The organism is Pseudomonas sp. S3_G06, from assembly GCF_054667565.1.
Genome location: NZ_CP162738.1, coordinates 3,980,386 through 3,994,482, shown reverse-complemented (window position 1 = coordinate 3,994,482; position 14,097 = coordinate 3,980,386). Strand labels below are relative to the sequence as shown.

The window sequence follows — 14,097 nt, the reverse complement described above, 5'->3', positions numbered from 1 at the left end:
TTTGCGTTGTCCAGGCGGGCCTCTTCGCGAGCAGGCTCGCTCCCACAGTAGGAATGCGGACCCCTGTGGGAGCGAGCCTGCTCGCGAATGACGCCAGAACCGCCGCCTTAGAACCTCAAGGGTATTTACGCTTGTCCGGCGCCGGCGGGAAGTACTGGTACAGCCAGGTCTCGCTCAGCGTGCGGTCATTGGTGCGAATGAACAGGCGCAGTTCCACCGGCTCGACACTGTCATTGGTCGGATACCAGTCGAACAGGATCCGATAACCCTTGATGTCATCCAGCACCAGCACGCTGAAGTCCTGCACCTTGCCGTTGGAACAGGTAATCACTGGCTCGATCCCGGTGCCCTGTGGCAGGCGCTCAAGGCCGCCACCGGTGAAGTCCACGGCAAAGCGCCGCGCCCAGACTGGCGGGTAATGCTCACCCGGCGCCCAACCCTCGGTGAAGCCGCCCATGCCCGAACGCGTTGCGTGCACCCGTGCCAGTGGCGTGCCGACCGGTGGCAGGGCGCTCCAGTACAGCTTGTACCCGTAGTTCAGCGAATCACCGGCAGCCACGGGTTTCTTCGGCGTCCAGAACGCGACGATGTTATCCAGCGTCTCGCCGGTCGTAGGAATTTCCAGCAGATCGATAGAGCCTTCGCCCCATGCGGTTGTCGGTTCTACCCACAGGCTCGGGCGCTTGCTGTACCAGTCGACAGTGTCCTGATAGTTGGCGAATTCGTGGTCGGTCTGCACCAGGCCAAAACCTTTCGGGTCCTTGTCGGCAAATGCGTTGAATTGCAGCTTTGCCGGGTTGTTCAACGGACGGCAGATCCATTCGCCATTGCCGCGCCACATGGCCAGACGGTCGGAATCGTGAATCTGCGGGTGAATGGTGTCGCACATGCGCCGTTCGTGGGTGCCGCAGCTGAACATGCTCGTCATTGGCGCCACGCCCAACTGTTCGATAGTGGTGCGTGCGTTGATGTGCGCGTCGATTTCCATGACCACGCGCTCGGCCTGGCAATCAATGTCGAAGCGATAGGCACCGGTGGCGCTCGGCGAGTCGAGCAGGGCGTAGACCACAAAACGCGTGGCGTTCTTGTCCGGAGTTTCGAACCAGAACTTGGTGAAGTCGGGAAACTCTTCGCGCTTCTTCGCGTAGGTATCAATGGCCAGGCCGCGCGCGGAGAGGCCATATTGGCCAGTAGCATCGACCGCGCGGAAATAGCTGGCGCCGAGAAACGACACCACGTCATGCCGATCCAGCTCCGGTGCCTTGAACAGTTTGAAGCCGGCAAAACCCAGATCGCCCTTGAGCTGCTGGGTGTCGACCGAAGTGTTCTCATAATTGAACAGCGCCGGGCGGAAATGCACCTCGCGCGCCATGCGCGTCTTCGGATCAACGCTGTACATGCGCACCGGTTGACGGAAACCCATGCCGACGTGGAAGAACTGCACGTCCAGCTGACCTTTGTTTTCCTTCCACAGGGAATGGCCGCCGTCGTAGCGGATCGCGTTGAAGTTCTGCGGAGTCATGGTCGCCAGGGTCGGCGGCAATACCTGTTTCGTATCCTGATAGGCATTGCCGGCGAGCTGCTTGGCCTGACGCTTCAACGCCTCGAAATCGAAGGCCTGGGCCTCGCCATCGGCGGCGCCACCATTGGCCGCCCAGGCGCGAGCGGCCAACAGACCCGACGCGGAAAGACCGGTATAGGCCGCAATGGCCATAGACGCTTTGAGCAAATTCCTGCGGTGCATAAATACAACCTGTCGTGTGCAATCCAGCGCCGTTCCTGGCACCTGTCGGATCGGAAATTACGGTTCGGTCATGCCTTCGGCCAAACGCAACGGACTATAAACAGATGCCCGCTAGCTTAATCGGTTCGATTGTCGGGCAAAAAGGCTTGTTTGCGTTGCGTCATCTGGCAATGAAACAAGACATGTCTGTAATTTTTCTGACAGGGCTCTCTGATTTAGAGGGCATATCTGCTTTTTTCGATTAATTACTCTAAAAACCACTTTTCAACGCCGATTTAATTCCTATTCTATGAGCAAGACCGGATACAAGCCTTCGTGCCGGCGGGGCACACGACGCTGCTCGAAGAGGCAGGGCGATGTGAGGTTCAGCAGTTTCTTGACTCAATAGAGAAGGACATCGTCCATGGCAAAAATACAGGGCATCACCGAAATGTTGGGCATCTTTCCTTGCTTGGGCGGCGGGCGCAGAAGACGCCGTCTCAATTCCGAGGAATTGAAACTGGTGGAACGTTATCGAGAGCTATCGGAAAGCGACCGGATCGCCATGCGCTATCTGGTGGATGCGATGCGGAGTGTTTCGCGGTTTTAAGGAGGAGGGGAGAAGGGGGCAGGTCGAAAGGCCTGCCCCTTTTCATTGGGTAACGCTCGGAACGGGCCCTTCTGAGTGGCGAGCAACATCTCGAAGCATACTCGCGGCGCGGGTTGGGGCACTTTCGAACTAGGCTGAGGGCCTTAGATCCGGATAACCCTTGTTTGGAGACGGAACATGAACACCCGTGGATTGCTCGATCAACTGCTCAAGTCCGGGCAGGAAATGCTGCAGAACAAGACTGGCGGCGCTTCCAGCAAATCGGCTGCCAGCGGGCTGGGCGGCTTGCTCGGTGGCTCGTCTGGCTCCAGCGGCCTCGGCGGCCTGCTCTCCGGCGCGGGTGGCGGCGCATTGGCCGCAGGCGCGATGGGGCTGCTGCTCGGCAATAAAAAGGTCCGCAAGGTCGGCGGCAAAGTCGCGATCTACGGCGGCCTGGCTGCGCTGGGCGTACTGGCTTACAAGGCTTACGGCAACTACAACGCCCAAAAAGGCAGCGCACCCCAACGCGAACCGCAAACCCTCGACCGCTTGCCACCCGCTCAAGTCGAGCAGCACAGCCAGGCAATCCTCAAAGCCCTGGTCGCCGCCGCCAAAGCCGACGGCCACATCGACGAGCGCGAGCGCGAACTGATCGAAGGCGAATTCACAAAACTCGACAACGACCAGGAACTGCAACACTGGCTCCACGCCGAACTCAACAAACCCCTCGACCCCACCGACGTCGCCCGCGCGGCGAGCACGCCGGAAATGGCGGCGGAGATGTACATCGCCAGTGTGATGCTGGTGGATGAGGAGAATTTTATGGAGAAGAGCTATCTGGATGAACTGGCGCGGCAGTTAAAGCTGGAGCCGGGGTTGAAGGTGGAGTTGGAGAGGCAGGTGCGGTTGGCGGCGGTTTGAATTATGGGTTTGAGAAATCGCAGCGTTGAGTTGCGATTTTTCCGTCTGCGGGATTGAGGAAACCAGAGTTAGACAAATGAGAAAGACAAATGGGGACAGATTTATTTCTCGTGATTAGAAAATAAATCTGTTCCGTTTTTCTAAAAATATGTTGGGTTTCGTCGAACAATTTAGAGGTTCTCAATGTTGGTTGGGCCACCGTCATCAATGAGTTTCCTCATGCGACGATTATAGAGTTCAAGGTCCTGAGCATCATTGTTGGCTTCGATTGTTTCTCCCAGAAAAACCATGATACGTGAGATTTTCTGTTTCTCACTTTCAGTCGTGTCGCACACGAGATCAAATCCGTCTTTTGACAAGAAAGGGTATTTGTTTCTTAGGTAATAATAGCAGCCAATGTTTTCAAGCAAGTCGCTGGCGTCTTTTTTTGTCAGCTCAACCGAATTTAAGTATTCGCTAAATGCATCTTTCAATATTTCGATCGAGGTTTCTAGCGGCTCTAAATAGGTGCACAGTCCTTGCCAATTTATGATATGCAACTGGGTTCCCCAGTCAGGATCTCTTGTGAAATATTGGTCACTACCTTTGAAGTAGGCAGGGAACTGATTTTTGTTCAAAGCTATTTCAAAGTTTGTTGTCATTGAGGTTGTTCTCAGTTGTCAAGTTGGCTTGGCAAGCAAATCTGTACCCATTTTAATTTTTTATTTCGGACTGGCCAAAATCTAATTGTGTCTAGGTTGTCAATATGCGCGGTTAGCTTTTCAAGAAAAGCCTTTTCGCTGCTGAAGTTGTTGTTGGCAATCATATCTAAGAACCAAGTGGAGTCTAAAACTGTAAATATTTCAGTCCACTCTGGACTTCTAGCTTTCCATTCGGGCATGACGTTCGCGGCAAAGCCGTGGCCTTTGCCTTGGGATAAGTGAAAATAGTTGTCTTCGAATGAGTAGCCTATAATTTTCGGCCAGTTTGAACTGTGCAGAAGATTTGGCTCCATATCCTTTCTAGCAATCACATAAAAAATTCTCATCATTCTTCAGGAGGTATCTGTGGTTTGTCGAAGTTGGCTGTGCGTGGGGTTGGGTGGATTTTTTTTTGCTCCGCTGTCACCCATTTTTAATGCGTGCTTAAACCAAGGGCTAAAGTTTTTGGTTTGTTCAACAGGGCATGTCATGTATCAGTGCACGGTGGCGTAAAAATTTAGCATTATACGCTCTGCTCAAAAAATTTCGAGATTAAGCAGGCAACCCTTCAGTTTTAACCGCTTGATCTCGTCGTCAAACTTGTATTTTGGCGATTCTTTGTTTTTTGTATCGTGCTGCTGTCTAAGGAGGCGAAATAATTTCCCTGTATTTTTCTTGCTTTGTTCATCAAGGCTTTCAATTAGGTCGTAATTAGTGGCTGACAGAAACGCGATTTTGTTTTTTAGTGTGTAGTAAGCGCTTATGTTTGAAAGCAATGCCTCTGCATCTGAATAGTCTTCTTTTAAATGTTTTGCGTAATCTTCGAATATGGTCGTTAACAGGCTTTGTGCTGCTTTTTGATTTTTTAAAACTCCACACATTTCCTGCCAGTTGCTGATGAAGAGATGGTCTCCCCAGTCGGATCCGCGGGAAAAATACTTTCCAGTCCCTTTAAAGAAGTCAGATGTTTCATGAAGTTCTAAAGCCGTCTCAAAAGTAGTCTTCATTGAGCTTTTTCCAGCCATCAAGGTTTGTCACAAAACGTTCCAATGTCAATGCTTTGATGAGCATTTTTTGAATCACGAATTTGTGGATTCGGAACCTAAGTATGCTCTAGCTTGGGAATATACCGGTGTCATTATTTTTCTAAGAACGGTTGGCTGTCATTTAGAGTTAGCAGTCCAAGTCAAAAGCATGCGACTGTGAGGGCCGCAATCGGCTGAAACGAGATACCTATCCCGAAAAAGGGCTAGAGCCTTCCCGAGAAAATAGCAAGTTCGGCTCGTCAGAAATTTTTTAGGTCGCAACTCCGCGGTCTGCGCCTGGCTTGAACATGAGAGATTCGTCTTCTTGTCTAGCTTTACAACTCTCTACAAAAATCAGTGCTGCAGACGGATCTTTAAGAAAGAGTTCGTACGACTCTTTGCTTATTTCGTAATACTCATCATAGTCAACCAAGCGGTTGTTAACATGGATAGAAACATAATACGTTCCACTAACTGCTTCTATTCCTATGGTAAATCGCTCGTCTGTATTGATAGAAGTGTCATTGAATTTCATGATCATCCTCTTATAGAGACAGTGGTGATATTTCAAATTTTGGTGCAAGCGGGCCTTTAGCGTCGACTATTGCTTCACTGTTTCCATCTGGCAATTTTCGACCCGGAATCCATAGGTCGTTATCGCCAGCTTCATTTCCTGATGGAATTCTTGGTCCAAGTCCGCGTTCGTTTTCGATTTCACTGATCAGAAGAAGTGATAATTATTTTTCGGCTGGGGCGTTCCTTGAGCTAAGTTATAATTACGGTAGCACTGAATCGCTATGACGACAGTCTGGCCGAGTATAATCATAGTGCCGAACGCCTTTATCGAGCCATTGTTTGGGTTTCGCTTTTCAAAGCGAACATCAGCATCGTGTAGTAGCTGTGAAAAAAGAAACTTCGCTATTTCTAAATCAGGTTAAATGCACTGTGTCACTCCCAACGCCCTAGCATGATGTACGCAAAGTCGGAGAGGGGATGCGCACGGTTGTTTTCGTCCCTTTTTCTACTCACGCCCATAAACCAATAAAATCATCAAAGTTATTAGAAACTAAGTGGGTTTTACTTGAGTTTGGGTCAAAAATTTCAACCGTAATTGAGGGCGTATTGAAATTCAGGCAAACAAGGTAACCGCCCGCATCCCGTGCGATAGGGACCAATCCATTCGGAAGCCCTGGGGGTTTTCCTGCCCCTGAGTACCATGAGATGGTATACGGGGTTGCGTCGGGCGAAAATGAAAAGAACTCGCTTATGCAAGTTCCTTCGTCGTCATATGAAAATGAAGACACCTCAGGAGAGGCTTCGTCGGAATATTTAACTAAGTCCAAGTAGGACTCTGGGAAAATTACACCAAGTAGTTTTTCTACTTGGGAAATCGTATTGGCATCCACTGAGGATCCCTGTTCAATCCCGAAAGTACTCCAGTCAATCTTCATGTCAGCCCTCCGTAATTATTTCTTTCCATCCGCAAAGCCCCCTTTGTTTCCGGGGTGGAACATCTTCTGCCAAAGAGCATTCCATTGAGGACCTTTCGATTGTTCATGTTGATAGCGCCATACCAGTTGGAGTGTATCCGTTCCCGGTACGTGATGCCATGTGACCTCCTTACCAGGGCTAATGCCTTTGGTAGGTATCTTGGTGCCCTTTACACGTCTGAATCCTGGCACCATGGTTTCCATTATTTTATTAAAATCTGCATCAGTATCGGCTGACTTTAAGAGGCTTTCGTTTGCAACCTTGAAATGTTCTGCGCGGTTCGGAACTGCTAGCACATCCGGGCCAATTTTGGTCTCGTATAAAACGCTATATGCGTGGGGATCCAATGGCGTCGCCATACCGCTTAGTGCTTCATTACGGTTTGCTGCAACCGGATCCACTGCTCCGGCAGTTTTTGCCTTGCCTCCATCCGCCTCTAGGCACTCCAATCCCAACGGATCCACCCACATAGTGGGGTTAGGGACGTATTGGTAGTTGTTCAACCCTCCTGCGAGTTTGAACGGATCCGGCGTCAGAAACCGCCCAGTTCCCGGATTGTAGTAACGATGGCGGTTGTAATGGAGGCCCGTCTCCGCATCGAAGTACTGACCTTGGAACCGCAGCGGGTTGTCGATTTCACTGACATCCAATGCCGCGAGGTTGCCATAGGCACGGTACTTCGCCGACCACATGATTTCGCCGCTGTAGTCGGTGAGTTCTTGAGGGGTACCGAGGTGGTCAAGGTGGTAATAGAACGGCGTTGCCTTCAGGGGGCCTTCGCCGTCGAGCATTGCCAGAGGACGGAAACTGCCAGGTTCGTAGATATAGCTGCGATACCGGTTTTCTGCGCTTTCTGCGATCAGACGTTCGCCTTGCCATAAGAACTCGGTGGTACGGCCGTCGACCGTTTTTTCGATACGGCGGCCGAAGGCGTCGTACTTGTAGCTAGCTGTGCTTCCGCCTGGCAGGCTGACGCCGATCAGGCGATGCTGGCGGTCATAGCGGTACTCGGTGACGACTTTCTGGGCGGCGCCGCGGCGTTCGCGAATCAGATTGCCGTAGGCGTCGTAGTCGTAATGCCGGTCACCCTGCATCAACAGGCGGTTGCCTTTGACGTTGGCGAGGTTGGCGGTGCCTTCGTTGGTTTGGCCAAGCAGGTTACCCGCCGGGTCATGGGCGAAGCTTTCCGGTGTGGCGCCGCGCACGCTGATCAGACGATCGAGTGGGTCGTAGTGATAGCTGCGATTGCCTTTGCGGCTATCGTCGACGCCGGAAAGGTTGCCAATGGCGTCGTATTCATAGCGACGCTGGAACAGGTTCTTATCACGCTGACTGACGCTGTGTGCTTGCAAACGACCTTGTTCGTCGTACTGGTATTGGCTGAGCAACAGTCCTTGTTGGCGTTGTAGTTCGCGACCGGCGCTGAATTGGTGGCTGGTCAGGCGAGAACCGTTGAGGTCGATGCTGCTCAGGCGCCCACCGGACAAATGACGGTAGTCGAGCGTGCTTCCATCGGGCAGGCGACAATGGCTCAATTGGCCGACGCTGTCATATTCGTAACGTGTGGTGCCCCAGCCTTGGTGTTCAGTGATCAGGCGGTCCTGTACATCGTATTCATATGCAAGCGGCCAATGACCATCATCAATATTTACCAAGCGACCCAGTGCGTCGTAGCTGTAGTGAATCTCTTCGCTGTCGGGCAGGGTTTTGACCAGGAGGCGACCGGAGGCGTCGCGCTGGTATTCGGTGACCAGTTCGCTGCCGTCGTCGCCGAATTCGGTTTTCTTCAGCAACTGGCCTTTGAGGTCATACTCGTAGGCAGTGCGGCGACCGTCGAAGCCGATTTCTTGCTGGATCAGGCCATTTGAGTAGTAGTCGAGCTGATAGCGTTCGCCGCGCTCGTTCTCAATCTCGGTGAGGTTGAGTTGCGAGTTGTCGTAGCGGTAGCGAAGTTGGCTGCCATCCGGATTGATGCGGCGGCTGACCAAGTGCAGGTTGTCGGCGTATTCGTAGCGAGTGATACGGCCCAGCTCGTCGCGTTCGGCGGTGACTTTGCCGTAGGCGTTGTAACTGAAAGTGCGTGTCGTGCCACCGGGTAAAGTGATCTGCGCCAAGCGCTGCGCTGCGTCCCATTGATAATGGGTGATGGCGCCGCTCTCGTCTTGGCGGGTGATCAATCCGCCGAATGAATCGTAGCGGTACTTGCGCTGGCCTCCATCGGGCAGACGTTCTTCAAGCAATTGCCCAAGGCCGTTCCAGTCGAGCTGATGGCGGCTACCGTCGGGGTGGGTAATTTCCAGCAAGCGGCCTCGGCGGTCATAGCGGTAGCACGTCTCATTGCCGTCGGGGTCGGTCTGCTGGGTGATGTCGCCCTGAAGGTTCCGCTGGTATTTCCAAGTGGCCTTGCCCCGACGGACTACTCGTATGAAACCGTTGTGATACTCGTAAGTAGTCGGTTGGTCTTCAGGGGGAATGATTGCGACCAGGCGTCCGGCTTCGTTGTATCGATATTCTGTGATGGCGCCAAGAGGGTCCTTTTCAGCAATTAGCTGACCTTTTTCATCATAGGCTCTTTGTGTTTCTGCACCATCCGGACCGGTCTCGCTGACCAGTCGAGCGTTTTTATCGTGGACGTAAATCTGCTCGCTGCCGTCTGCATTAGCGACAGTAACTGTGCCTTCATCGTCCCAAACATAACGCGCATCGATCTGCGCAATATTGGACCACTGACGAGTACAACGGGCCCACTTGCCTTCGCGTTCCCACTCCCAGTGAAAGCTTGCGCCGCCGGCCAGTTGGCGCTGTTGGATTACATGCTGCTCGTCATAGTGATAGTGCTCGACTTCCCCAACGGCATTGGTGGCGCTTATCAGTTGATTACGCTCGTTGTACTTATAGCTAACCAGTGTCTTGACCGTCTGCCACGGGTCTTGGCGTTCGCCTCGTTCGTTGTACTCCTGACCTAATTGTTGGTAGTCAACGGCGACAATATGGCGATCTTCATAGCGCAGGAGCAAAGAACGTCCCGCTCCGTTATCGATGCGCTGGATGCGATCAACCAAGTCATAGCTGATGTGCAATTGGTTGTCGTAGGCATCGCTAATGGTAGTCAGGCGTCCGGCGCGGAAATGATAAAAACGTGTGTCCTCTCCGGCCTGAGCCAAGATCAATTCGCCTGGCGCATCCCCTATGAAAATCGCCGCCTCGGAAAGGCTATTGGTGATGGACGGACGCTGTTCGTTAGGTAGAGGGAACTCGGTCCGACGGTTTTCGTTGTCAGTCCACAGCACGACGTCATCGCTGATTTGTAAACTATGTGATAGCGGATGGCTCCAGCCGAAGCCTAGACGGTTGTCGATCTCTACCGCGCTGGTGCGGTAAAGACGTACCCATTCCAGCGGTAGCAGGCCGTCCAATTTTCCATCAGTGAGGGTTAGTAGTTCCTCACCGGTGACCATCGAAATGGGGTCGCCCTCGCAACGGGTTTTGGATTTGCACTGTGCCGCTTGATTAGCCGGGTTCGTGGACTGCTTAGGTGCGTCATTAACCGGTTCGTTTTTCACCAGCAGGCTTTGCGGTTCTGTTTTCTTCCGAGCAAATACCGAGGCGTTCGGCTCCTTAAGCGTGGGGGTATCAGCGGTCTTGGGAAGAGGCACAGGGCCACCACCAGTATCAGTAACACCGATGGAAAGAGGTGCCTTCTTACCTGCGTTCAGTGGAACATCCTTGGCCTTGAGCATTACAGGCTTGGAAAGCTCTGTATGGGCCGGAAGGCTATGTTTGCTGCTAGCCGACATCAACTGTTCAGCCAAACCCTCAAGGTATTTGAGTGCTCCCCCAGGCTTCATTTTGCTCAGGGCCTTGGTCCCCAACCGCACGGCAAGGCCGGCTCCGCCCGTAAGACAGATACCGATGACTACGTTGATCAGGAACTCGACGCCGATGCTTGCGATCACGTTGACGATCACCTGCGGCGGCAGCATGCCCACCCAGGCCACAATTGCCGAGATGTAGATAAACATCAGCGGTTCGTCGTTGAGTATCAACAAGGCAGAGGCAATTGCTTCTTTGGAGGTCGCGTAGAGCTTTTCGAGTTCAAGGTCTGATAAGTAGTCGCGAAGCTTTTTGGCATTCCCTATCGGATCGGCCAGAAGACCGACAAGGTTTTTCAAGTCATCCCATAAACTGAGTAGCGCCTGCTCGAAGCTATCGAGCGCTTCTTTCAGCAGAATCATCGCGCGACCCGCACGATCCGCCGCAGAGTAGGTGCTCCACTGCGCTTGGAACTTGCTCGCCCACTCGCTTCTCAACCAGCCGTCGAGATCGCTGATCACACCTTTATAAGAACCATAAAGAGCTTTGACATCGCTTTCGGAGACGTCTGGAAAAAAGGTGATGCGATAGTGTTTCCCCGGGATGCAGTTATCGATAGTTTCGATACCACTGGGGCCAATCTTTTTATTGATCGGGGCTCCTACCACGGAGTAGCCAATCATTGCTTTTTCGACCTGTTCGATGCGCACCGGGGTATCGCCGATGGGCACGTAGCGTGCGGTCTCGAATGCATGGATCAGCGTAAACTTGCCATCCTTTGGACACACGGCAAAGGTCTCGACTGCCCCTGTCCTGGTTCTACGCTGCGTAACGCTGACCTCATTGCCAACCTTGAATTTCTGGTCGACGTCCATAGCCCAGCCTGTCCAGAAACCATCCGCCCAATTTTTGTAGTCGCTCAGGCAATTATTGAAGTCTTTAAGGATCAGGTTAACGTCGGGAGCTTTGGCGTCCAGTACCTGAAGAACCAAGGTTCCCAGTGGGCTGCTAATCATGCGTTGACTTCCTTTGTCAGCTGCGCGGCGAGGCGCTCTGCCATGTCTTCGGTATTCGGTTGATGTCGGACGAAGCGTTCGACTTTGCGGCGCAGGTTGTTTTCAGGAAATGCGAAATACAGCTCAGGACAGTCTTCACCCAGCCACTGCATCAGGTTGTCGATGACAGTGTTTAGGTCGCCCTCGGCAAGCTGTTTGAGTAGCTTCTCGGGCACCTCCCACCACGGCCAGTCCCGCACCTTCGGCAAAACCCGTGTCCCAACCTCCAGCGTTTGCCCATTAATCAGATACCGCTCAAACACCGGCAGTACTTCCCCAGCCTTCTCCCCAAGCCCCTTCAAAATCGGGTAGATGTGCCGCCCATCCCAGAAGCGGAAAAACACCTCCGTCCCGTCAGGCATCTTCACCTGTGTCAGGCTGCGCAGGTGCTCGAACACGTCGTTCGGTTCGGCGCGTGAGACGGCCAGCCAGCCCCAGTCGAGGACGTCGGTTTCGGCGATCCAGGGCAGGAGTGCCGAGTTCGGTTTGAGTTCGGTGACGTAGGGCATCACCGGTTGCCAAGTGGAGTAGGGTGTGCCGCCCCAGATCGGCAGGAGCTGGGCGGTGGGTTCGGTGAGGTACAGGGTTTTCAGGGCGTCGGCATCGCTCGCCGCACTGATCACCAGATACAAACGCTCGCCACTCTGCAACGGCTGTTGCGCCAGCCAGTCTTTGGGTGTCAATCGATCAGATGGCACAGGCACCTGCCTTGCATTTTTCGCATTCTTCGCAGAACGGCGCGTTGCGTTTGAGGGTGTTGATCTGGGCCGGGGTCAGGACCTGGCCGGCCTTGTCGGCATCCGCCTGTTTCAGCACGCCGGGCATCAACGGCGCGGCGCCCGTACCAACGCCGGGGCTGCCGCCGGAGTTCATGTTGATTACCGGGCCGCTCAAGGTCACGCCGCCGGCGTCGATCTTGATGAAGCTGCCGCCGCCGACCAGCGTGAGTTCGGCGCCGGCTTCCATCACCACTTTCATGCCGCTGCTCAGGTGGATTTCCTGGCCTGCGTCGATGAACTGGCCGGTGCCGATCTTGATGTGCTGGTTCACGCCGACGGTGAGGTGGTCGTTGGCGCGGGTTTCGACTTTGCGGTCGGCGTAGACGGTGTGGTGTTCTTCGGCCTTGAACTCGGTGTAGCTGTTTTGCTCGACGGTGTCGTGGCGTTCGTTGCCGACGCGGATTTTCTGGTCGTGCTCGATGTTCTCGTCCCAGTCGCGCTGGGCGTGCAGGTAGATCTGTTCCTGACCTTTTTTGTCTTCGATGCGCAGTTCGTTGTAGCCGCCACCGCCCATGGAGCTCAGGGTCTTGAAAGTGCTGCGGGTCTTGTTCGCCGGCAGTGGATAGGGGACGGTGTTTTCCTTGTGGTACAGGCAGCCGCTGATCAGTGGCTGATCGGGGTCGCCTTCAAGGAACGTGACGAGCACTTCCATGCCGATGCGCGGGATGGCGATGCCGCCGTACTGGGCGCCGGCCCAGGCGCTGGAAACACGCAGCCAGCAGCTGGTCTTGTCGTCGGCCTGGCCTTCGCGGTCCCAGTGAAACTGGACTTTGACCCGGCCGTACTCGTCGCAGTGGATTTCTTCACCTTTCGGGCCGGTGACCACCGCGCTCTGGCTGCCGAGAATGCGCGGTTTCGGGTGGCGCAGCGGCGGGCGGTTGGGCACGTCCCATGGCGTGGCCTGGAAGCGGTTGCGGTAGCCCTGATGGAAATCGTCTTTCAGCGCCGTGGTGTCGCTGGTCACCGACTCTTCGAGCACTTGCGGCTGCTTGCCTTCGTGCAGGACTTCGGTGAGCAGCCAGAGGTCGTTCCATTTGGCTTTCGGGTGTTCGGTCAGGGCGAGGAAATGACCGCTGACCAGCAGTGGCTGATCACTCTTGCCTTCGGCGAGCTGGAAGTCGCTGCGATGGCGTTCGAGGGCGCGTTTGGCCAAATGCTTGCCGCGCTCGCGGTCGATGAAGCGGCCCGGGTAATCGTAGTCTTCGAGGTCTGGCAGGGCGTCGCCACGGTTTTCGCTTTCCAGGGTCAGGCGCGGTTTTTCGAAATCGTAATCGCGGCGGGTGGTGCGGCTGGTGCGGGTTTCCAGGCGCAGGTCGAAACGCTTGATCACCGGGTTGCTGGCGACCATGCCGGAGTCTTGCTGATAGGGCACCGGCTTGAGCTTCGGGAACACCGTTTGGTCATCGCCGAACACCAGCTTGTGCGCGTTGGCGCTGTGCTGGAAGTGGAAGTGAATGCCTTCTTCTTCACACAGGCGCTGGATGAAGTGCAGATCCGACTCGTCGTATTGCACGCAGTAGATGCGCTCGGGATAGATCGAGCCGGTCTTGAATTCGTAGGCGTTGCCTTGGATGCCGTGCTCTTCCAGCACTTGGCCGATGATTTTCGGCACGCTGAGGTTCTGGAAGATGCGCTGGTTGATGCGGTGCGCCAGGTACGCCAGTTGCGGGCGCAGCGTCACCGAATAACGGGTCAGGCGCTTGCCGGAATCGCCTTGCGCAGCGCGGTAGATCTGCCCATGAATGCCGCTGCCGTCAGGCGACAGCTGCAGAAAGGCCGGTTTGTGCAGCAGGGCTTCGAGGTCCAGCGACGGCTGCTCACTGACCAGCTCCACCTCAAACACAAAAGGCTGGCTGATGGCTTCCCGGCCTTGCAGGGTAAACACCTGAAAGTCGGCGGAAAGCCCTTCAATGGTCAGGGCAAAGTGGGTTTCATTGGCCGGCGCGAACATCCCTTGTTCCTCGTGCTGTACAGCGGCGCTCGTCGACGACCGCAAAAAAAGCGGCTCAACGGACGCGAAA

General features: G+C 54.3%; 11 protein-coding genes. 2 read left to right on the top strand and 9 right to left on the bottom strand.

All coding sequences use genetic code 11. From position 1 onward, the window contains the following. Positions 1-115: 115 nt before the first annotated feature. A complete protein-coding gene (locus AB4N47_RS17970) occupies positions 116-1,744 on the bottom strand; it encodes a glucan biosynthesis protein D (RefSeq protein ID WP_341639162.1) in 1,629 nt (542 codons plus the stop codon). 403 nt (positions 1,745-2,147) lie between these two features. Between AB4N47_RS17970 and AB4N47_RS17965 the strand changes: the two genes are divergently transcribed. After that, a complete protein-coding gene (locus tag AB4N47_RS17965) occupies positions 2,148-2,333 on the top strand; it encodes a hypothetical protein (protein ID WP_016771524.1) in 186 nt (61 codons plus the stop codon). A gap of 177 nt (positions 2,334-2,510) precedes the next feature. Next, entirely contained in the window at positions 2,511-3,233 is a 723-nt protein-coding gene (locus tag AB4N47_RS17960; protein ID WP_341639163.1) for a tellurite resistance TerB family protein, read from the top strand. Positions 3,234-3,403: 170 nt separating this feature from the next. Here the strand turns inward: AB4N47_RS17960 and AB4N47_RS17955 are convergent, their stop codons facing one another. From AB4N47_RS17955 to AB4N47_RS17920, 8 genes are all read right to left on the bottom strand, one after another. Beyond that, positions 3,404-3,874, bottom strand: a complete 471-nt coding sequence (locus tag AB4N47_RS17955) for a hypothetical protein (protein WP_341639164.1) — start codon at positions 3,872-3,874, stop codon at positions 3,404-3,406. Positions 3,875-3,885: 11 nt separating this feature from the next. Then, a complete protein-coding gene (locus tag AB4N47_RS17950; RefSeq protein ID WP_341639165.1) occupies positions 3,886-4,260 on the bottom strand; it encodes a hypothetical protein in 375 nt (124 codons plus the stop codon). A 189-nt stretch (positions 4,261-4,449) separates the two neighbouring features. After that, positions 4,450-4,920: a hypothetical protein gene (locus AB4N47_RS17945; RefSeq protein WP_341639166.1), complete on the bottom strand. Its 471-nt coding sequence runs from the start codon at positions 4,918-4,920 to the stop codon at positions 4,450-4,452. Positions 4,921-5,209: 289 nt separating this feature from the next. Then, positions 5,210-5,473, bottom strand: a complete 264-nt coding sequence (locus AB4N47_RS17940) for a hypothetical protein (protein WP_341639167.1) — start codon at positions 5,471-5,473, stop codon at positions 5,210-5,212. A gap of 490 nt (positions 5,474-5,963) precedes the next feature. Further along, the gene (locus AB4N47_RS17935; protein WP_341639168.1) at positions 5,964-6,389 is read right to left on the bottom strand and encodes an SMI1/KNR4 family protein; all 426 of its coding nucleotides are present in this window, start codon (positions 6,387-6,389) and stop codon (positions 5,964-5,966) included. 15 nt (positions 6,390-6,404) lie between these two features. Further along, entirely contained in the window at positions 6,405-11,258 is a 4,854-nt protein-coding gene (locus AB4N47_RS17930; protein ID WP_445941217.1) for an RHS repeat-associated core domain-containing protein, read from the bottom strand. Beyond that, positions 11,255-11,995, bottom strand: a complete 741-nt coding sequence (locus tag AB4N47_RS17925) for a DUF4123 domain-containing protein (RefSeq protein ID WP_341639169.1) — start codon at positions 11,993-11,995, stop codon at positions 11,255-11,257. The genes AB4N47_RS17930 and AB4N47_RS17925 overlap by 4 nt, the downstream gene beginning before the upstream one ends. Then, complete coding sequence (locus tag AB4N47_RS17920; RefSeq protein ID WP_341639170.1) at positions 11,985-14,027, bottom strand: type VI secretion system Vgr family protein; 2,043 nt, start codon at positions 14,025-14,027, stop codon at positions 11,985-11,987. Before AB4N47_RS17920 ends, AB4N47_RS17925 begins: the two co-directional genes overlap by 11 nt. Between the last annotated feature and the right edge of the window lie 70 nt (positions 14,028-14,097).